The sequence below is a fragment of the Streptomyces mauvecolor genome, from assembly GCF_039532965.1.
In the GTDB taxonomy this organism is placed as follows: Bacteria; Actinomycetota; Actinomycetes; order Streptomycetales; family Streptomycetaceae; genus Streptomyces; species Streptomyces violascens.
Window position 1 is genome coordinate 1 of record NZ_BAAASQ010000010.1, and the last position, 19,072, is coordinate 19,072.

The following is a 19,072-nucleotide window of genomic DNA, read 5'->3' on the forward strand; positions in this document are numbered from 1 at the left end:
GACCCCCTGCGGGGACTCCGTCCCCTGCACCCCTTTCGGGGGCTCCGCCCCCGGACCCCCGATCGCGCCTGAAGGGCGCTCGTCCTCGCCCCCCAAGGCCTCAAGGGTCAGGGGGACCCCCATGACAGGCTGGAGTCGGGCCGACGGCCCTGATCGCCCGACGCCTGGGAATACCCGCAGAGCCACCCCACCAGGACCCCGTCAGGGGCGCGGGGAACGGCGCGTCCAGCCACGCACTGCCCGCAGTGGAGCCCCCGCACATCCGCCCAACCCACCCAGCCCCTCCGCGTACCGCAGCAGATTCGCGGCCCGGGCCTCGAAGAGCTAGGACCCCTGCGCCTCCGGCGTCCTCGGTTCCCGCTGGGCTGGCGGGATCAGCCCGTGCACCCTCGGCGTCCCCGGCACACTCGTGATCGCCTGCGCCAGCGCCCTGCGGGCGGCGCGGGCCGTGCGCAGGGCGTCCCACGTCAGGATCGTCAGGGCCAGCCACACCAGCGCGAAGCCCGCCCAGCGTTCCGGCGGCATCGCCTCGTGGAAGTACACGATGCCGAGCAGGAACTGGAAGACCGGGGCCAGGTACTGGAGGAGGCCGAGGGTCGAGAGCGGGACCCGGATCGCCGCTCCGCCGAAGCAGATCAGGGGGATGGCCGTCACGACGCCCGTCGCGGCAAGGAGGGCCGCATGGGCCGGGCCCCCGGACCCGAACGTGGCCCGCCCCTGGCCGCTCAGCCACAGCAGGTAGGCGAGCGCGGGCAGGAACTGCACGGCGGTCTCGGCGGCCAGCGATTCCAGGCCGCCGAGGTTCACCTTCTTCTTGACCAGGCCGTACGTCGCGAACGAGAACGCCAGCGTCAGCGAGATCCACGGCGGCCGCCCGTAGCCCACCGTCAGGACCACCACGGCCGCGGCCCCGATCCCGACCGCGATCCACTGGGGCCGCCGCAGCCGCTCCTTCAGGATCAGCACGCCCATCGCGATGGTGACGAGCGGGTTGATGAAGTAGCCGAGCGACGCCTCCACCACGTGGCCGGAGTTGACCGACCAGATGTAGACGCCCCAGTTGACCGTGATCACGACGGCGGCCACGGCTATCAGGCCGAGCCTGCGCGGCTGGCGCACGAGCTCGCCGATCCACGCCCAGCGCCGCATCACGAGCAGCACCACGACAACGAGCGCCAGGGACCACACCATGCGGTGGGCCAGGATCTCGATGGCGTCGGCGGGCTTGAGGAGCGGCCAGAACAGGGGGACGAGCCCCCACATTCCGTACGCGCCGATCCCGTAGAGCAGTCCGGTCCGCTGTTGTCCCGCCGACTCCTTGGCCACTGGCCCTCCCTGCGCGCGCTCGATCCCACAGAAGGCGATCCCATCGAAGGCAGAAGGTAGCGCCGAAGGAGCCGCGGTGTCATGTCCGTTCCGCGATACGGTCCTGACGGTCCCGGTTATGCGGTGAGCGCCGCACGCACCGTCGCCGCCAGCGGCGTCGTCGGGCGGCCTATCAGGCGGGTCAGGTCGCCCGAGGTGCCGGCCAGCCGGCCCCGCCCGATGGCGTGGTCGACGTCGACCAGGATCTCCGCCAAGCCCGCCGGCACGCCCGCGCCGGTCAGGACGGCGAGGTGGGCCTCGGGGGCGACGGAGGTGTGCACCACCGGCTTGCCGGAGGCGGCCGCGACCTCGGCCGCGTACTCCGCCAGCGACCACGCCACGTCGCCGCTCAGCTCGTACGCCCTGCCCAGGTGGCCCTCGCCGGTCAGCACCGCGGCCGCGGCCGCCGCGTAGTCCGCGCGGGCCGCCGAGGCGATGCGGCCCTCGCCCGCGTTGGAGACGACCGCGCCGTGCTCCAAAACCGGGGCGAGGTTGGCCGTGTAGTTCTCGGTGTACCAGCCGTTGCGCAGGAACGTGTACGGCAGCCCCGAGTCGAGGATCAGCTGCTCGGTGGCCTTGTGCTCGTCGGCGAGCGCGAAGTCGGCGTCGGGGCCGCCGAGGATGCCGGTGTAGGCGAGCTGCGCCACGCCCGCGGCCTTCGCGGCCTCGATCACCGCGGTGTGCTGCGGCACCCGCCGGCCGACCTCGCTGCCCGAGATGAGCAGCACCCGGTCGCCGGCCCGGAAGGCCCCGGCCAGGGTGGCGGGCTCGCTGTAGTCGGCCATGCGCAGCTCCACGCCCCGCGCGGCGAGGTCGGCGGCCTTGTCCTTGTCGCGTACGACGGCGGCGATCTCGCTCGCCGGGACCCGGGCGAGCAGCTCGTCGACGACGAGACGGCCCAGCGCTCCGGTGGCTCCAGTGACGACGATGCTCATGGGAAGGCTCCTTGGGGGGAGGTGAGGGGGTATTTCCTTGCTTCGGCTCCACCCTACGGAGTGCGCTAACCTTTCGTAAGTACCCACTCTGAAGTAAGGTACTGGTATGGGAGTAAGTGAGAGGGAGGCCTGGGCCAAGCGCGAGGCCATGTGTCCGCACCGGCTCGTCCTGGAGCACGTCACCAGCCGCTGGGGCGTCCTCGTCCTGGACGCGCTGCTCGACCGCTCGTACCGGTTCAGTGAGCTGCGGCGCCAGATCGGCAGGGTGAGCAAGGTCAGCGAGAAGATGCTCGCCCAGACGCTTCAGACGCTGGAGCGCGACGGCTTCGTGCACCGGGACGCCAAGCCGGTGATCCCGCCTCGCGTCGACTACTCGATCACCCCGCTCGGCCGCGAGGCCGCCGAGCAGGTGCGGGCGCTTGCTCGCTGGACCGACGTACGGATGGACGACGTGGAGCGGGCGCGGGCCGCCTATGACGCGGCGCGCGAGTCAACTCCCCACTAGATCAATCGGGTTGGGGCTCGCGGCCCGCCTCCAGGGAGCGCAGGGCGCGCGACACGTCGAAGGGCAGGATCGTCACCGCCACCGACGGCAGGTGTTCCAGGGCCTTCGCCATCTCCTCGGCCGTGCCCCGGTGCAGCAGCTTGCCCAGCGCGTTGGTGTAGAGGCGCCGGGGGACCAGGACGGTCAGCGAGGTCGCGCCGTCCTCGGTGGTGCGGCCGGCCAGTCCCACCATGGCGTGCCGCAGCCGCCGGTCGGGGCACTCCACCACCTCCAGCGGCACCGAGGTCGCGGCCGTCGCCTCCCAGGACGCCGCGAGCCTGCGCGCGTGCGCCTCGTCGATCGCGAAGTGGATGGCCCTGATCTCGTCGGGCCGCACCTCGTGCGCGTACCGCAGGGCCTTGATGGTCGCCAGGTCCAGCGTCTCGACCAGGACGAACACCAAGTGCCGCCGGGCGTGCGGCCGGTCGGCGCCGGGCGCCTGGATGGTGGTCAGCACCTCGGCCTCGCGCCGGTACTCGCGGTTGATCCGGGTCAGCGCCCACACCCCGAGCGGGAACACCACGACCACCAGCCAGGCGCCCTCGGTGAACTTGGTGACGGCGAAGACCAGGACGACCGCCGCCGAGACCACGGCCGCAAGCGCGTTGACGCCGATCTTCAGCCGCCTGTGCCGCTCGCGGCGCCTCCAGTGGTACGCGGTCAGTCCCGCCCCGGCCATCGTGAACGCCGTGAACACCCCGATCGCGTACAGGGCCACCAGCTTGTCCACGCTCGCCCGCGTCACGAGCAGCAGGGCCATCGCCACGACGGTGAGCGCGATGATCCCGTTGGAGAAGGCCAGGCGATGGCCCCGGCGGGTCAACTGCCGTGGCAGGAACCGGTCTTCGGCCACGAAGCTGGCCAGGAACGGGAAGCCGGTGAAGGGGGTGTTGGCGCCCGTGTAGAGGACCAGTGCCGTCGCCAGCTGGACGAACACCAGGCCCGCCGTTCCCAGCACCCCGCCGCCGAAGGCGAAATGGGCCTCCTGCGCGATCACGGTCGGGGTGCCGTCGCGGTACGGGACCGCGTGCGTGAAGTGGGCGAGCGTCGAGACGCCGAGGACCAGGATGCCGAGCACGCAGCTCATCGTGATGAGGGTGCGCCGCGCGTTGCGGCCCTGCGGTTCGCGGAACGCCGAGATGCCGTTGGAGATCGCCTCCAGGCCGGTCAGCGAGGAGCCGCCGTTGGCGAACGCGCGCAGCACGATGAACAGCGAGGCCCCGTACAGCCAGCCGTTCCCCGGGGTGCCGACCGGGATCACGCCGGACGCGTGCAGATCGGCCCGGGGCAGCCCGCCGGTCAGGCCGCGTGCGGCGGAGACCGCGAGCACCAGGCCGACGGCCGCCATGAACAGATACGCGGGCAGCGCGAAGAGCCGCCCCGCCTCGCGCACCCCGCGCAGATTTCCGTACGCGAGAAAGAGGATCACCCCGGCGGAGATGGGGAGTTGGAGGTGGTCCATGGCGGTCGGGCCGCCGCCGACGAGATGCGCGAGGGAGATGATGGCGTTGGTGCCCGCCGAGACCTGGACGGCGACGGTCACGATGTAGTCGACGAGCAGCGCGACCGCCGCGATCTGCGCGATCGTCGGGCCGAAGTTCTCGCGGGCCACGACGTAGGAGCCGCCCGCCCGGGTGTAGATCATGACGACGTCGCTGTAGCAGAGCGTCAGCAGGAGCAGGACGAGCAGGATCGCCCCGGTCACCGGCATGAGCAGGGAGAACGCGGCGGCCCCTGCCACCGGGACCAGGACCCGGAGCATCTCCTCGGAGCCGTACGCGGACGAGCTGATGCAGTCCGATGCGAGCACGCCGAGCGCCGTGCGGTTGTCCAGCTTCTCCTCACCGACCCGCTCGGTGGTGAGGGGCTTGCCGAGCAGGCGTCGCTTGACGCGGTACGCGAGACGGTCCATCCCCCTATGAGAACGGGTGCCCGGCCCAGGGTCCATGCAGACTCCCCGGCCGGGCACCCGGCTCTCATGCCGCTGGTTCAGCCGACGACGGTCCAGGTGTCCTTGCCGGCGAGCAGGGTGGCCAGGTCGCCCTTGCCGTTCTGTTCGATGGCGGTGTCGAGCTGGTCGGACATCAGGGTGTCGTAGACCGGGCGGTCGACGGAGCGGAACACACCGATGGGGGTGTGGTGCAGGGTGTCCGGGTCGGCGAGGCGGGACAGCGCGAACGCCGTGGTCGGCGAGGTGCTGTGGGCGTCGTGGACCAGGATGTCGGCCTCGTTGTCCGGGGTGACCGGGACGACCTTGAGGTCGCCGGTCGCCGGGTCGCGGACGACGCCCTTGGACCGGTCGGCGCCGAAGCGGATCGGGGCGCCGTGTTCGAGGCGGATGACGGCCTCTTCGGCCTGGTCCTTGTCCTTGAGGACCTCGAACGCGCCGTCGTTGAAGATGTTGCAGTTCTGGTAGATCTCCACCAGCGCGGTGCCCGGGTGCTCGGCCGCCTGGCGCAGGACCTCGGTGAGGTGCTTGCGGTCGGAGTCGACGGTACGGGCCACGAACGAGGCCTCGGCGCCGATCGCGAGGGAGACCGGGTTGAACGGGGCGTCCAGGGAGCCCATCGGCGTCGACTTGGTGATCTTGCCGAGTTCGCTGGTGGGGGAGTACTGGCCCTTGGTCAGACCGTAGATCCGGTTGTTGAACAGCAGGATCTTGAGGTTGACGTTGCGGCGCAGCGCGTGGATGAGGTGGTTGCCGCCGATGGACAGGGCGTCGCCGTCACCGGTGACCACCCACACGCTCAGGTCCCGCCGCGAGGAGGCGAGCCCGGTGGCGATCGCCGGGGCGCGGCCGTGGATGGAGTGCATCCCGTAGGTGTTCATGTAGTACGGGAAGCGGGAGGAGCAGCCGATGCCGGAGACGAAGACGATGTTCTCCTTGGCCAGGCCGAGCTCGGGCATGAAGCCCTGCACGGCGGCCAGGATCGCGTAGTCGCCGCAGCCCGGGCACCAGCGCACTTCCTGGTCGGACTTGAAGTCCTTCATGGACTGCTTGCCCTCTGCCTTGGGGACCAGCTGCAGGAGCTCGTTCGCGTCAGGCATGGATGGCCTCCTTGAGAGCGGTGGCGAGCTGCTCGGCCTTGAACGGCATGCCGTTGACCTGGTTGTAGGAGTGGGCGTCCACCAGGTACTTGGCGCGGATCAGGGTGGCGAGCTGGCCGAGGTTCATCTCCGGCACGACGACCTTGTCGTAGCTCTTCAGGACCTCGCCGAGGTTCTTCGGGAACGGGTTGATGTGGCGCAGGTGGGCCTGGGCGATGGGCTCGCCCAGGGCGCGCAGCCTGCGGACGGCGGCGGTGATGGGGCCGTAGGTGGAGCCCCAGCCGAGCACCAGGGTGCGGGCGCCGTCCGGGTCGTCCACGTCCAGGTCGGGCACCTCGATGCCGTCGATCTTGGCCTGGCGGGTGCGGACCATGAAGTCGTGGTTGGCCGGGTCGTAGGAGATGTTGCCCGTGCCGTCCTGCTTCTCGATACCGCCGATACGGTGCTCGAGGCCCGGGGTGCCGGGCACCGCCCACGGGCGGGCCAGGGTCTGCGGGTCGCGCTTGTAGGGCCAGAACACCTCGGTGCCGTCGGCCAGCGTGTGGTTCGGTCCCGTCGCGAACTGGACGCGCAGGTCCGGGAGTTCGTCGATCTCGGGAACCCGCCACGGCTCGGAGCCGTTGGCCAGATAGCCGTCCGAGAGCAGGAAGACCGGCGTGCGGTAGGCCAGCGCGATCCGCGCCGCGTCCATGGCCGCGTCGAAGCAGTCCGCCGGGGTCTTCGGCGCGACCACCGGCACCGGCGCCTCGCCGTTGCGGCCGTACATCGCCTGCAGCAGGTCGGCCTGCTCGGTCTTGGTCGGCAGGCCCGTGGAGGGGCCGCCGCGCTGGATGTCCACGATCAGCAGCGGCAGCTCGAGGGACACCGCCAGACCGATCGCCTCCGACTTCAGCGCCACGCCCGGACCGGACGTGGTCGTCACGGCGAGCGAGCCGCCGAACGCGGCACCGAGTGCCGCGCCGATCCCGGCGATCTCGTCCTCCGCCTGGAAGGTGCGCACACCGAAGTTCTTGTGCCGCGACAGCTCGTGCAGGATGTCCGAGGCGGGCGTGATCGGGTACGAGCCCAGGTAGAGCGGCAGGTCCGCCTGCTTCGAGGCGGCGATCAGGCCGTAGGACAGCGCCAGGTTCCCGGAGATGTTGCGGTACGTACCGGCCGGGAAGGCCTTCGTGGCCGGCGCGACCTCGTAGGAGACCGCGAAGTCCTCGGTGGTCTCACCGAAGTTCCAGCCCGCCCGGAAGGCCGCGACGTTCGCCTCGGCGATGGCCGGCTTCTTCGCGAACTTGGTCCGCAGGAACTTCTCCGTGCCCTCGGTGGGCCGGTGGTACATCCACGACAGCAGGCCGAGCGCGAACATGTTCTTGCTGCGCTCCGCCTCCTTGCGGGACAGCCCGAAATCCTTGAGCGCCTCGACCGTCAGCGTCGTCAGCGGCACCGGGTGCACGTTGTACGCGGACAGCGAGCCGTCTTCAAGGGGGGAGGTGTCGTAGCCGACCTTGGCCATCGCGCGCTTGGCGAACTCGTCCGTGTTCACGATGATCTCGGCGCCGCGCGGCACGTCCCCCAGGTTGGCCTTCAGGGCCGCCGGGTTCATCGCCACCAGCACGTTCGGCGCGTCACCCGGAGTGAGGATGTCGTGGTCCGCGAAGTGCAGCTGGAAGCTCGACACGCCCGGCAGCGTTCCGGCAGGCGCCCTGATCTCGGCGGGGAAGTTCGGCAGCGTCGACAAGTCGTTGCCGAACGAAGCCGTCTCCGACGTGAACCGGTCCCCGGTGAGCTGCATGCCGTCGCCCGAGTCACCCGCGAAACGGATGATCACGCGGTCGAGACGCCGGATTTCCTTCTCCCCGGTGGGCCTGCGCTGCTCCCCGACGACGGCCTCATCGGCTCCGTCGGCCTGCTCGGCTGGGCTACTGACCTGGCTGGTCACTGAACTGGACCTCCCTCGGGCGGGCTGCTCGGGCGCATCCGGCCGACCGGTAGCGCCAAGGCCCACCCTACGTCGGTAAGGGTCGCCTTCCCTGGACCGCTCATATGTTGGACGCTCTTTTGAGACGCCTTAATGCCCTGAATTGCCACGATTTACTCGCCCCCCGGCCCCTTCTGCTAAGACGCCCAGCAATCCTTCTTCGGTTCTAGGTCTCACCGTGTCGGGAGCCCCGCGAGCGGTGACTCAATCCGGCCCGGTGACCGACTTTCGGCCCTGTCGGCTGGGTCCCGCTCGATCCTCGACAGGGTGGCAGCTCGTCATGAATTGATGTAGGTCAATACCGCGAGTACGCGCCGGTGATCCCCGTCACTCGGCGAGAGCCCCAGCTTCAGGAAGATGTTGCTGACGTGCTTCTCGACCGCGCCGTCGCTGACGACCAGCTGCTTGGCGATGGCGGAATTCGTCCGTCCCTCGGCCATGAGTCCTAGGACCTCCCGCTCGCGCGGGGTGAGGTTCGCCAGCACGTCCTGCTTGCGGCTGCGGCCGAGCAACTGCGCCACGACTTCCGGGTCGAGCGCGGTGCCGCCCTGAGCGACCCGGACGACGGCCTCGACGAACTCCCTGACCTCGGCGACCCGGTCCTTCAGGAGATAGCCGACGCCCCGGCTCGACCCGGCGAGCAGCTCGGTCGCGTACTGCTCCTCGACGTACTGGCTGAGCACGAGCACCCCGATCCCCGGGTACAGCTTGCGCAGCAGCACCGCCGCGCGCACGCCCTCGTCGGTGTGGGTGGGCGGCATCCGCACATCCGCGACGACGACATCGGGCAGCGCGCCCTGGTCGGCGAACTCTCCTACGGTCTTGACCAGCGCATCCCCGTCGCCCACACCCGCGACGACGTCATGCCCCCGGTCGGTCAGAAGGCGGGTCAGGCCCTCCCGAAGCAGTACCGAATCCTCGGCGATGACCACCCGCACCCTGTCCTCCACGACTCTGCAGCCCCCCGGGCTTCGTTGGCTCCCCAGGCGCGTGCCGTCGGGGCGCGCGCCCCACAGCTCTGTGCAAGCCATGGCGTTGTGCCCATCCAGCATCCCAGCATTCGGGCAAGAATCGGCCCCCGCCAGGCAAAAACCCCCCGACCCCGTGTTTGAGGGCCGGGAGGTGCGGGCGGGGGCTAGTGCACTTCGGGGGCTACGCGCGCCACGGAAGCTCCGCCGTGATCGTCGTCGGGCCGCCGCGCGGGGAGTCGACGACCAGGATTCCGTCCACCGCGTCGAGGCGTTCGGCGAGGCCCGCGAGGCCCGAGCCGGCGGTGGCGTCCGCGCCGCCGCGCCCGTTGTCGCCGACCTGGAGCATCAGCCGGTCGCCGGCCCGCCACACATCGACGGAGGCCCGGCTCGCGCCGCTGTGCTTGCTGACGTTCTGGAGCAGCTCGGAGACCGTGTAGTACGCGATGCCCTCGATGGCCGGGACCGGCCGGGCCGGCAGGTCCACCTCGACCTGCACCGGCACGGTGCAGCGGGAGGCGACGGAGGAGAGGGCGGCGTCGAGGCCGCGGTCGGTGAGGACGGCCGGGTGGATGCCGCGGGCCAGGTCGCGCAGTTCCTGGAGGGCGACCTTCACCTCGCCGTGCGCCTCGTCGACCATCTTCGCGGCCGCCTCCGGGTCCTCGGTCAGCTTCTCCTTGGCGAGGCCCAGGTCCATGGCGAGGGCCACGAGGCGGGCCTGGGCGCCGTCGTGCAGATCACGCTCGATGCGCCGCAGGTCGGCGGCCGACGTGTCCACGACGACCCCGCGGTCCGACTCCAGCTCGGTGACCCGCTCCTCCAGGCGCGAGGGGCCGAGAAGGCCGATGACCATCACCCGGTCCATCATCGCGAACCCGCGGATCAGCCACGGCACGGCCAGCGTGATGAGCAGCCCGACCAGCGAGGTCAGAGCGATCTCGCCCGGCGAGTCCAGGTAGACGTTGTGGTGGTCGTCCCCGTAGAGCTGGAGGCCGGCCTGGCCCGCGTACATCGGGAACACCCACTGCCACACCGGGTACGTGAAGAGCGCCCAGCCGGTCAGCCAGATCGGCAGGGTGGTGCAGAAGGCGAAGAGCGCCCACGGGAAGTGGAGGACCGAGTACAGCAGGTGGCGCCAGGAGACGCCGCTCTTGAGCACCCCGCCGATCCACGACATGAGGCCGCCGCGCGAGCGGACCGGCTGCGGCTCGGCGATCTCGACCCCGAGCAGCAGCCGCGCCCGGGCCCGCTCCATCACGCCGAACGCGCGGCAGCCCAGCAGCGCCACCGCCATGAGCGGGATGCCGATGAAGGTGACCAGGAGGCCCGCGCTGACCGACACCGTGGCGACGGCCCAGACGAACAGCACGATGCTGATCGGCATGCTCAGCAGCAGGTAGCCGAACTCGCGGAAGGTCCGCGCCTCGAACGGCGCGCGCAGCGCCTGCGGAAGGAGGTGCCGCCGCGGCTCGCGGGACCGCGTCACGCCGTACCCGTACTCCGTGTCCATGGTCATCGGTCCCGTCCGTCCATCGCCTGTGGTGCGCGGCCGCGCGCCGCCCCTCTTACTCACCAGCTTCGTCGCCGGGGCGGGCCCGGACCATGCAGCCGGTCACCCTCTTCGGCCGGGGGTTTTCCCTACCCCGGCCCGCCCGTCAGTCCTTGGGGCCCCGGTCGCGCCACGGCAGTTCGGCCGTGACGACGGTCGGCCCGCCGACGGGCGATTCGAGGACGAGCAGCCCGTCCACGGCGCCGAGCCGCTCGGCGAGCCCCGCCATGCCGCTGCCGCCGTCCAGGCGCGCGCCGCCCACCCCGTCGTCCTCGACCTGGATGAGCAGCCGGTCGGCGCTGCGCCACACCTCGACCGAGGCGCCGCGCGCCCGGCTGTGCTTGCTGACGTTCTGGAGCAGCTCGGAGACGGTGAAGTACGCGATGCCCTCGATGGCGGGGGCAGGCCGCGCGGGCAGGTCGACGGCGACCTTGACCGGGACCGTGCAGCGGGAGGCGACGGAGGAGAGGGCGGCGTCGAGGCCGCGGTCGGTGAGGACGGCCGGGTGGATGCCGCGGGCCAGGTCGCGCAGCTCCTGGAGAGCCAGCTTCACCTCGCCGTGCGCCTCGTCGACCATGGCGGCGGCCGCCTCCGGGTCTTCGAGGACCTTCTCCTTGGCGAGGCCCAGGCCCATGGCGAGGGCCACGAGGCGGGCCTGGGCGCCGTCGTGCAGATCGCGCTCGATCCGGCGCAGATCGGCCGCGGCCGTGTCGACGACAACGCCCCGGTCGGACTCCAGCTCGGCGATCCGCCGCTCCAGCTCGTCCGAGGGAGAGAGCAGCGCCCGCGCCATCATCCGGTCGACGTTGCCGAGCCCCCGCGCGATGAACCCGAGCACCGGCCACGCCACGATCAGCGAGACCAGGGTGAGAGCGAAGGTCAGGATCCCCCAGGGCAGCCGCACGAACTCGTACAGCACATTGCGCCAGGCCACCGGGTCCTTCAGGCTCGTCCACAGCCAGGAGAAGAAGCCGCCGTGCTTGCTCGGGCTCGCCGGGATCGGCGTCGGCTCCTCGATCCGCACCCCGAGCAGGGCGCGCGCCCGGGCCCGCTCCAGCTTGCCCAGCTGGCGCGTGCCGAGCAGGCCCGCCGCGAGCAACGGCAGACCGATCACGGTGATGGAGAGACCGAGGCCGAGCACGACCATCACGACGACGTAGACCCAGCCGATCAGCGCCATCGGCAGATTGGCCAGGAGATGGACGATCTCCTTCCAGGTGTGCCGGTCGTAGGCGAGGCCCACCGCGGGCGGAGCGGCGCTCTCGTCGCGTCCGTGCTGTGCTGGGTACCGCTGCTGGTCGCGGAGGGTCCTGGTCATGCTGCCAAGACTGCCGGGCCGCGATCGGCGGCGCCATGGGGTGCCGCACCGTCTTGTACGGGGGAAACCCCCACCCCCGCGGCCCAGCCCGTGAGACGCGCCTGCCAAGGGCCCCCTTAGGGGGTGTCCAATGGGCCATGGCCGGGGCCGCGACGCCTGGCACGGCACCTCGCCGCGTTGCCGAAACGCCCCGAGAGCTCCGCTATCGGGACGCTCCGGCGCCTTGCGATGCACCGCACCAGACGCCGCGACCTACCCGACCCTGACCCATCGGACACCCCCTAGCAGGGCCTAGACTCCCGTCCGTACACAGCGTCGAACAGGGCGCGACGAGATCATCGAGGCCAGGGAGCGAGGGGCGCGACGTGCCGGAACCGACCGTGCGCCAGATGCCGGTGTTGGCTGCCGACTACTTCCACAGCTATTCGGTCGTGGGCCTGCTCGCCGTGATCGGCGTGCTGTTCGTGGCCGTGGCCTTCGGGGCCGGGCGGCTGCTGCGGCCGGTCGTGCCGACGCCGGAGAAACTCCTCACGTACGAATGCGGAGTGGACCCCGTGGGCGAGGGCTGGGCCCACACCCAGGTCCGCTACTACGTCTACGCCTTCCTGTACGTGATCTTCGCCGTCGACTCGATCTTCCTCTTCCCCTGGGCGACCGTCTTCGCGGCCCCGGGCTACGGCGCGACCACCCTCGTCGAGATGTTCATCTTCCTCGGCTTCCTGGCCGTGGGACTGCTCTACGCATGGAAGAAGGGCGTCCTGGAATGGACGTGACGACTCCCGGACCCGAGTCGCAGCCCGTGCTGCTGCCCGAGCCGAAGAAGCTGGGCGTGCTCTCGCGCCTGGCACCCGAGCCGATGAAGGTGGTCCTCAACTGGGGCCGCCGCTACAGCCTCTGGGTCTTCAACTTCGGCCTCGCCTGCTGCGCCATCGAGTTCATCGCGGCCTCCATGGCCCGCCACGACTTCATCCGGCTCGGGGTGATCCCCTTCGCGCCGGGGCCGCGCCAGGCCGACCTCATGATCGTCTCCGGCACGGTGACGGACAAGATGGCGCCCGCCGTGAAGCGCCTCTACGAGCAGATGCCCGAGCCCAAGTACGTCATCTCCTTCGGTGCCTGCTCCAACTGCGGCGGCCCGTACTGGGACTCGTACTCGGTGACCAAGGGCGTGGACCAGATCATCCCGGTCGACGTGTACGTGCCCGGCTGCCCGCCCCGGCCCGAGGCGCTGCTCCAGGGCATCCTCAAGCTCCAGGAGAAGATCGCCCGCGAGTCGCTCGGCGAGCGGTACGCGCACGCGGCCACCCCGGCCCAGCTGACCAGCGGGCTCGTCGCCGCCCCGCCGGCCCCCGGGGAGGACCGGGCGTGAGCGCGTACGACAGCCTGCCCGACGGCGTCACCGAGATCTTCGGCGCGGAGGCCACGGCGGAGGAGGCGTACGGCCTGCTCACCGTGGACGTGCCCGCCGGTTCCTGGATCGCCGCCCTCGAAATCGCCCGCGACAAGCTGGGCTGCACCTACTTCGACTGGCTCAGCGCCGTCGACGAACCCGGCACGGGCTTCCGGATCTGCGCGCACGTCGTCTCGCTCGGCGAGGGCCGGGTGCGGCGCCTGCTCGTGCGCACGACCGTGCCGCACTCGGCGCCGGTGCTGCACTCCGCCGTCGACATCTACGCGGGCGCGGCCTGGCACGAGCGCGAGACCCACGAGATGTTCGGCGTGGACTTCACGGACCACCCGCACCTGGTCCCGCTGCTCCTCCCCGAGAACTTCGAGGGCCACCCCCTGCGCAAGGACTTCGTGCTCGCGGCCCGAGTCGCGAAGGCGTGGCCGGGCGCGAAGGAGCCGGGCGAATCCGAGCACGGCGGCCCCAAGCGCCGCCAGATGCTCCCGCCCGGCGTCCCCGACCCGAACGAATGGGGCCCCCTGAAGGGTCAGCTCCCACCGGCCCCGGCCCGCCCGGCCCGAACGCCGCGCGCGGCGGCCGGCGCCGGTGCCGGCGAACGCCCGGCACGGGCCGCGGGGGACCGCCCGGTCCGGCGCGCCAGGAGCGTGTCGGAGGGTTCGGCTTCGCAGGCAACGCCGGGCGCGACGACGCCGGGTACGGCTGACGCGACCGGGACTCCGGGCGTGGCTGAGGCAGCTGGGACTCCTGAGGCCACCGGGGCTCCGGAAGCTCCTGCTGTGCGTCCGCGTCGTACCCGCAGCGCGAGCGAGGGCTCGGCGTCGCAGACGACCCCGGAGCCAACGACGCCGGGCGCTGCTGAGGCATCCGGGACCCCCGATGCGGCCGGGGCCCCCGCGGCTTCGGCCACCCCCGAGGCGCCGGGCGCTGCCGAGGCAGCGGGGACTGAGGAGGCATCCGGGCCGGCCGAGGCATCTGGGGCCACCGATGCTGCTGAGGCAGCCGGGACCCCCGATGCGGCCGAGGCCCCCGCGACCCCGGCCACCCCCGATGCGGCCGAGGCCCCCGCGACCCCGGCCACCCCCGAGGCCGCCGCGCCGGAAGCCCCGGCCGTACGCCCCCGCCGTACCCGCAGCGCCGGCCAGGGCTCGGCATCGCAGCAGGCCGGGGCCGGGGAGGGGCAGCCTGCCGCGCCGCCCAGGACCCGGAGCTCGGACGCCCCCTGGCACAACCCGAAACCCGCTTTCGACGAGGGGGAGCAGGAGGCGCGGCCCGCCCCGGCCCCCGAAGCCGAAGCCCCCGAAGAATCCGACCCTGCCGAGAACACCGATACCACCGATCCCGCCGGAGGCGACCCGCGTGAATGACGCACTCGACGTCGCCATCCGCCTGGTCGCCGTCTTCGTCGTGTTCCTGGTCCTCCCACTCGTCATCGGGCAGACCGAGCACAAGGTGATGGCGCACATGCAGGGCCGGCTCGGCCCGATGTACGCGGGCGGCTTCCACGGCTGGGCCCAGCTCGTCGCGGACGGCGTGAAGTTCGCGCAGAAGGAGGACGTCGTACCGGCCGCGGCCGACCGGCGCATCTTCCAACTCGCCCCCGCCGTCGCCCTGCTGCCCTATCTCCTCGTGCTCGTCGCGGTCCCGATCGGCCCGAGCGAGGGCGCGGTCGGCCAGGTCGTCGACGCGGGCATCTTCTTCGTGCTCGCCGTGATGGGCGTGGGCGTGCTCGGCTCGCTGATGGCGGGCTGGGCATCGGCCAACAAGTTCTCCCTCCTCGGCGGCCTGCGCACCGCCGCCCAGCTCCTCGCGTACGAGCTGCCGATGCTGCTCGCCGCCGCCTCGGTGGCGATGGCGGCCGGCACGGTCTCGCTGCCCGGCATCCTCAACGCCTTCCACTGGTGGTGGCTGCCCTGGCAGATCGTCGGCGCCCTGGTCTTCTTCATCGCCGGCCTCGCCGAACTCCAGCGCCCTCCCTTCGACATGCCCGTCGCCGACTCCGAGATCATCTTCGGCGCGTACACCGAGTACACGGGGCTGCGCTTCGCGCTGTTCCTGCTCGCCGAATACGCCGGCATCGTCGTCCTGTGCGGCCTCACCACCGTCCTGTTCCTGGGCGGCTGGCACGGCCCGTTCGGCGCCGACGGACTCGGCTGGGTCTGGACCCTGCTCAAGACGGCCGTCCTGGCCTTCGTCGTGATCTGGCTCCGGGTCAGCTACCCCCGCCTCCGCGAGGACCAGCTGCAGAAGCTCGCCTGGACCACGCTCATCCCGCTCGCGCTCGCCCAGATCGCGCTCACCGGCATCGTGAAGGTGGCGATCAGCTGATGTCTCCGATCCCCGGTTCCGGCCTGGCCAAGGGCCTCGCCGTCACGCTCCGCACGATGACGAAGAAGACCGTCACCGCGCAGTACCCCGACGTCCAGCCCGACCTCCCGCCCCGCAGCCGGGGCGTGATCGGCCTGTTCGAGGAGAACTGCACGGTGTGCATGCTGTGCGCCCGCGAGTGCCCCGACTGGTGCATCTACATCGACTCCCACAAGGAGACGGTCCCGGCCGCGGTCGAGGGCGGCCGCGAACGCAGCCGCAACGTCCTCGACCGCTTCGCCATCGACTTCTCGCTCTGCATGTACTGCGGTATCTGCATCGAGGTGTGTCCTTTCGACGCGCTGTTCTGGTCCCCCGAGTTCGAGTACGCGGAGACGGACATCCACGAGCTCACCCACGAGCGCGACAAGCTGCGCGAGTGGATGTGGACGGTCCCGGCCCCGCCCGCGCTCGACCCCGGCGCCGAGGAGCCGAAGGAAGTCGCCGCCGCCCGCAAGGCCGCCGACAAACTGGCCGCCGCGCAGGCAGCCGAAGCCGCCGCGGCGGCCGAGGCCGACCAGGCCGCCGAGACCGACCAGGCCGCCGAGACCGGGCAGGCTGGGCAGAACGAGCAGACCGGCCAGAACGAGCAGACCGGGCAGACCGGCCCCGAGGGAGGGCAGGCATGAGCGGGATCCTCGCCCAGGCGGCCCTCACCGCGCCGCACGGTTTCCTGTCGCCGACCGGCGTGGAGATCGCCTTCGTCCTCGTGGGCATCGCCACCCTCGCCGCGGCCGTCATGACCGTCACCACCCAGCAGCTGGTGCACGCCGCCCTGTGGCTGGTCGTGGCGCTCGGCGGCCTGGCCGTCGAATACCTCCTGCTCACCGCCGAGTTCATCGCCTGGGTGCAGGTACTCATCTACGTCGGTTCGGTCGTGGTGCTCCTCCTGTTCGGACTGATGCTCACCAAGGCCCCCATCGGCCGCTCCCCGGACGCCGATTCGGGCAACCGCTGGGCGGCCCTCACGGTGGCCGTCGCCGCGGCAGGAACCCTCGTCTGGGTCGTCGTGGACGCGTTCCGCACGAGCTGGATCGACCTGGACGGCCCGGCCCAGGGCTCCACCAAGGTGTCCGGGGAGATCCTCTTCCGGCACTGGGTGCTGCCCTTCGAAGCGCTGTCCGTACTGCTCCTGGCCGCCCTGGTCGGCGCGATCGTGCTGTCCCGCAAGAGCGCCCCCGGTGACGCTCCCGCCGACGCTGCCGCCCCCCGTGAGACGGAGTCGCGCTGATGCACCTCGCCTATCCCGCCGTGCTCGCCGTCCTCCTGTTCTGCACCGGTCTCTACGGTGTGCTCGCGCGGCGCAACGCGATCCTGGTCCTGATGTCCGTCGAGCTGATGCTCAACGCCGTCAACCTCAACCTCGTCGCCTTCGACGTGTGGCTGCGCGACACCCTCCACGCGGGCCAGGCGCTCACCCTGTTCACGATCGCCATCGCCGCCGCCGAGATCGGCATCGGCCTGGCCATCGTGCTCGCGGTGTACCGCAACCGCGGCACCGCCGACATCGACAAGCTCCGCGACACCGCCGAGGGCACCGGGCCCGACCCGGCGGACGCCGAAGACCCCGCCGCCCCGGCACAGAAGGCTGAGGCCGCCGCGTGACCACCACGACCCTCGCCGTCCTCGTCCCCCTCCTTCCGTTCCTGGGTGCCGCGGCCGGCCTGCTGCTCGGCCGCCGCGCCCCCGGCTTCGTCCGCCCGCTCGCGGTGCTCCCGACGTTCGCCGCGTTCGTCCTCGCCGTCGCCGTCGCCGCCGACCAGGGCGGCGGCAAGGCCATCGACGCGGCCACCCGGCTCACCCCGACCGGCTCCGTACCGATCGAACTCGCCCTCCACCTGGACGGGTTCGCGGTCCTCGTCGCCGTCCTGGTCGGCCTGGTCGCCACCTGCGTACAGCTCTACTCGACGGGCTATCTGCGCGACGACCCGCGCTACACCTCGTACGCCGCGCTCGTCTCCCTGTTCACCTCCGCGATGCTGCTCGTCGTCTACTCCGGCGACCTGATGGTGCTCCTGGTCGGCTGGGAGATCATGGGCATCTGCTCGTACTTCCTGGTCGGCCACTACTGGGAGACCCCCGAGGCGCGCGCCGCCTCGCTGAAGGCCTTCCTGGTCACCAAGCTCGGCGACGTCCCCTTCCTGATCGGCCTGTTCGCGCTCGCCACCGACGCCGGTACGTTCCGGATCACCGGCGTCGTCCAGGCCGCCCTGACCGGCGGCATCGGCCACCCCACCCTCATCGCGCTGCTGCTGCTCGCCGGTGTGGCCGGCAAGTCCGCCCAGTTCCCGCTGCACACCTGGCTGCCCGACGCGATGGCCGGCCCGACCCCGGTCTCCGCGCTGATCCACGCCGCGACGATGGTCGCCGCCGGTATCTACTTCGTGGCCCGGCTGCTCCCCGTCTTCGCCGCGTCGGCCGCCGCGATGACCGTGCTCGCCGTGATGGCCGCGGTCACCATGGTCGGCTCGGCGCTCGCCGCGCTCGCCCAGGACGACATCAAGCGCGTCCTCGCCTACTCGACGATCGGACAGCTCGGCTACATGTCGGGCGCCCTGGCCGTCGGCGACCGCGGGGCCGCCGTGTTCCACCTCCTGTCGCACGGCGCCTTCAAGGCGCTCCTCTTCCTCGCCGCGGGCGTGATCATCCACGCCGCCGGCACCAATTCCCTGACCGCCATGTCCCGCATGGGCGGCCTGGCCAAGCGCATCCCCGACGCGTACTGGACGATGACCGTCGCCCTGCTCGCGCTCGCCGCGATTCCTCCCTTCGCCGGCTTCTTCTCCAAGGAGGCCGTCCTGTCGGCCGCCGAGCACACCGCGCTCGGCGAGAGCCAGGTCGCCCCGTCCGGCGCCGGCTGGACCGTGCTGATCGCCGGACTGCTCACCGCCCTCCTCACCGCCGCGTACGCCACCCGCCTGTGGCTGCTCGCCTTCCGCGGCCGGGGAGCCGAAGCCGCGGACCACGGCAAGCAGCCGGTCGTCATGAACGCGGTGCTCTGGGTGCTCGCCATCCCTTCCCTCGCCTTCGGTCTCACCACCGGCTACCTCGGCGACTGGTTCGACGGGCGCGCCCTTACCCCGGCCGTCACCACCTCCGTCCTGTCCACCGGCGTCGCCCTGGTCGGCGGTCTGGTCACCTACGCCGCCTGGCGCCACACCTCGGCGCTGGCCGCCCGCACCCCGATGGGCGCCGTCGCCGCCCACCCCGAGGGCGACGGCAGCCTGGTCGAGGAGGAAGCCATCGCGAGCCACGCCGCGGCGTACGGCGACATCGCGTCCGCCCCGGATCCCGCCGACCCGGGCCGCCTGTTGCTCGGCCCGCTGCACCGCCACGCGGCCACCGGCTTCCACCTGGACGCCGTCTACTCCGCCCTGTTCGTCCGCCCCGTTCTGGCCGCGGCCGCCCTGGTCCGCTTCCTGGACCGCGAGGTCGTCGAGACGTACGTACGCGGTGCGAGCGCCGCGCCGCGCTGGCTCGGCTGGGCCGTCCGCCGTGCGCAGAACGGCAATGTGCAGAGCTACCTCAGCGCGCTGCTGGCCGGCTCACTCGTCCTGGCGGCCGCCGTGGTCGTCCTTGCCAACGTCACCGCGGGGTCGTGAGC

17 protein-coding genes are annotated in these 19,072 nt (G+C 71.6%); 9 read left to right on the plus strand and 8 right to left on the minus strand.

Translation table 11 applies throughout. The features are described from left to right. Positions 1–324 precede the first annotated feature (324 nt). Both rarD and ABD346_RS14850 read right to left on the minus strand, forming a co-directional pair. Positions 325–1,263 carry an EamA family transporter RarD gene (gene rarD, locus ABD346_RS14845; RefSeq protein WP_344375429.1) on the minus strand — a complete coding sequence of 313 codons (939 nt, stop codon included), beginning with the start codon at positions 1,261–1,263 and terminating at the stop codon, positions 325–327. A gap of 179 nt (positions 1,264–1,442) precedes the next feature. Further along, entirely contained in the window at positions 1,443–2,300 is an 858-nt protein-coding gene (locus tag ABD346_RS14850; RefSeq protein ID WP_344375163.1) for an SDR family oxidoreductase, read from the minus strand. 106 nt (positions 2,301–2,406) lie between these two features. Between ABD346_RS14850 and ABD346_RS14855 the strand changes: the two genes are divergently transcribed. After that, entirely contained in the window at positions 2,407–2,805 is a 399-nt protein-coding gene (locus ABD346_RS14855) for a winged helix-turn-helix transcriptional regulator (RefSeq protein ID WP_344375165.1), read from the plus strand. Between the two features lies 1 nt (position 2,806). Here the strand turns inward: ABD346_RS14855 and ABD346_RS14860 are convergent, their stop codons facing one another. The 6 genes from ABD346_RS14860 to ABD346_RS14885 all read right to left on the minus strand — a co-directional run bounded on the left by ABD346_RS14860 (position 2,807) and on the right by ABD346_RS14885 (position 11,696). Then, complete coding sequence (locus tag ABD346_RS14860) at positions 2,807–4,756, minus strand: APC family permease (RefSeq protein WP_344375166.1); 1,950 nt, start codon at positions 4,754–4,756, stop codon at positions 2,807–2,809. A 77-nt stretch (positions 4,757–4,833) separates the two neighbouring features. Continuing rightward, entirely contained in the window at positions 4,834–5,892 is a 1,059-nt protein-coding gene (locus tag ABD346_RS14865) for a 2-oxoacid:ferredoxin oxidoreductase subunit beta (protein ID WP_344375168.1), read from the minus strand. Then, the gene (locus tag ABD346_RS14870) at positions 5,885–7,822 is read right to left on the minus strand and encodes a 2-oxoacid:acceptor oxidoreductase subunit alpha (protein ID WP_344375169.1); all 1,938 of its coding nucleotides are present in this window, start codon (positions 7,820–7,822) and stop codon (positions 5,885–5,887) included. The genes ABD346_RS14865 and ABD346_RS14870 overlap by 8 nt, the downstream gene beginning before the upstream one ends. Before the next feature lie 317 nt (positions 7,823–8,139). Next, complete coding sequence (locus ABD346_RS14875; RefSeq protein ID WP_189963150.1) at positions 8,140–8,799, minus strand: response regulator transcription factor; 660 nt, start codon at positions 8,797–8,799, stop codon at positions 8,140–8,142. 214 nt (positions 8,800–9,013) lie between these two features. After that, positions 9,014–10,339, minus strand: coding sequence for a sensor histidine kinase (locus ABD346_RS14880; RefSeq protein ID WP_344375431.1), 1,326 nt, complete (start codon positions 10,337–10,339; stop codon positions 9,014–9,016). Between the two features lie 145 nt (positions 10,340–10,484). Continuing rightward, positions 10,485–11,696: a sensor histidine kinase gene (locus ABD346_RS14885; protein ID WP_344375171.1), complete on the minus strand. Its 1,212-nt coding sequence runs from the start codon at positions 11,694–11,696 to the stop codon at positions 10,485–10,487. A 389-nt stretch (positions 11,697–12,085) separates the two neighbouring features. On the opposite strand from ABD346_RS14885, the gene ABD346_RS14890 reads away from it, so the two are divergent. Genes ABD346_RS14890 through ABD346_RS14925 form a run of 8 tightly spaced genes read left to right on the plus strand, consistent with a single transcriptional unit; the run spans position 12,086 to position 19,070 of the window. Then, positions 12,086–12,469, plus strand: coding sequence for an NADH-quinone oxidoreductase subunit A (locus ABD346_RS14890; RefSeq protein ID WP_114037282.1), 384 nt, complete (start codon positions 12,086–12,088; stop codon positions 12,467–12,469). Further along, positions 12,460–13,065, plus strand: coding sequence for an NADH-quinone oxidoreductase subunit B (locus ABD346_RS14895; protein ID WP_344375172.1), 606 nt, complete (start codon positions 12,460–12,462; stop codon positions 13,063–13,065). Before ABD346_RS14890 ends, ABD346_RS14895 begins: the two co-directional genes overlap by 10 nt. After that, the gene (locus ABD346_RS14900; protein ID WP_344375173.1) at positions 13,062–14,468 is read left to right on the plus strand and encodes an NADH-quinone oxidoreductase subunit C; all 1,407 of its coding nucleotides are present in this window, start codon (positions 13,062–13,064) and stop codon (positions 14,466–14,468) included. The genes ABD346_RS14895 and ABD346_RS14900 overlap by 4 nt, the downstream gene beginning before the upstream one ends. After that, positions 14,461–15,429 (plus strand): complex I subunit 1/NuoH family protein, encoded by a 969-nt coding sequence (locus tag ABD346_RS14905; protein WP_344375174.1) that lies wholly within the window; start codon positions 14,461–14,463, stop codon positions 15,427–15,429. The genes ABD346_RS14900 and ABD346_RS14905 overlap by 8 nt, the downstream gene beginning before the upstream one ends. Then, positions 15,429–16,097 (plus strand): NuoI/complex I 23 kDa subunit family protein, encoded by a 669-nt coding sequence (locus ABD346_RS14910; protein ID WP_344375176.1) that lies wholly within the window; start codon positions 15,429–15,431, stop codon positions 16,095–16,097. Before ABD346_RS14905 ends, ABD346_RS14910 begins: the two co-directional genes overlap by 1 nt. Continuing rightward, positions 16,094–16,699: an NADH-quinone oxidoreductase subunit J family protein gene (locus ABD346_RS14915; protein WP_344375177.1), complete on the plus strand. Its 606-nt coding sequence runs from the start codon at positions 16,094–16,096 to the stop codon at positions 16,697–16,699. The genes ABD346_RS14910 and ABD346_RS14915 overlap by 4 nt, the downstream gene beginning before the upstream one ends. Further along, a complete protein-coding gene (nuoK, locus tag ABD346_RS14920) occupies positions 16,699–17,073 on the plus strand; it encodes an NADH-quinone oxidoreductase subunit NuoK (RefSeq protein WP_344375179.1) in 375 nt (124 codons plus the stop codon). Before ABD346_RS14915 ends, nuoK begins: the two co-directional genes overlap by 1 nt. Beyond that, complete coding sequence (locus ABD346_RS14925) at positions 17,070–19,070, plus strand: NADH-quinone oxidoreductase subunit 5 family protein (protein WP_344375180.1); 2,001 nt, start codon at positions 17,070–17,072, stop codon at positions 19,068–19,070. Before nuoK ends, ABD346_RS14925 begins: the two co-directional genes overlap by 4 nt. The last annotated feature ends 2 nt before the right edge of the window (positions 19,071–19,072 follow it).

Bases quoted from the DNA above. Each gene is read 5' to 3' on its own strand.
- rarD (WP_344375429.1), bottom strand. From the start codon at position 1,263: ATGTGGGGGCTCGTCCCCCTGTTCTGGCCGCTCCTCAAGCCCGCCGAC.
- ABD346_RS14850 (WP_344375163.1), bottom strand. From the start codon at position 2,300: ATGAGCATCGTCGTCACTGGAGCCACCGGAGCGCTGGGCCGTCTCGTC.
- ABD346_RS14855 (WP_344375165.1), top strand. From the start codon at position 2,407: ATGGGAGTAAGTGAGAGGGAGGCCTGGGCCAAGCGCGAGGCCATGTGT.
- ABD346_RS14860 (WP_344375166.1), bottom strand. From the start codon at position 4,756: ATGGACCGTCTCGCGTACCGCGTCAAGCGACGCCTGCTCGGCAAGCCC.
- ABD346_RS14865 (WP_344375168.1), bottom strand. From the start codon at position 5,892: ATGCCTGACGCGAACGAGCTCCTGCAGCTGGTCCCCAAGGCAGAGGGC.
- ABD346_RS14880 (WP_344375431.1), bottom strand. From the start codon at position 10,339: ATGGACACGGAGTACGGGTACGGCGTGACGCGGTCCCGCGAGCCGCGG.
- ABD346_RS14885 (WP_344375171.1), bottom strand. From the start codon at position 11,696: ATGACCAGGACCCTCCGCGACCAGCAGCGGTACCCAGCACAGCACGGA.
- ABD346_RS14890 (WP_114037282.1), top strand. From the start codon at position 12,086: ATGCCGGTGTTGGCTGCCGACTACTTCCACAGCTATTCGGTCGTGGGC.
- ABD346_RS14895 (WP_344375172.1), top strand. From the start codon at position 12,460: ATGGACGTGACGACTCCCGGACCCGAGTCGCAGCCCGTGCTGCTGCCC.
- ABD346_RS14910 (WP_344375176.1), top strand. From the start codon at position 15,429: ATGTCTCCGATCCCCGGTTCCGGCCTGGCCAAGGGCCTCGCCGTCACG.
- ABD346_RS14915 (WP_344375177.1), top strand. From the start codon at position 16,094: ATGAGCGGGATCCTCGCCCAGGCGGCCCTCACCGCGCCGCACGGTTTC.
- nuoK (WP_344375179.1), top strand. From the start codon at position 16,699: ATGCACCTCGCCTATCCCGCCGTGCTCGCCGTCCTCCTGTTCTGCACC.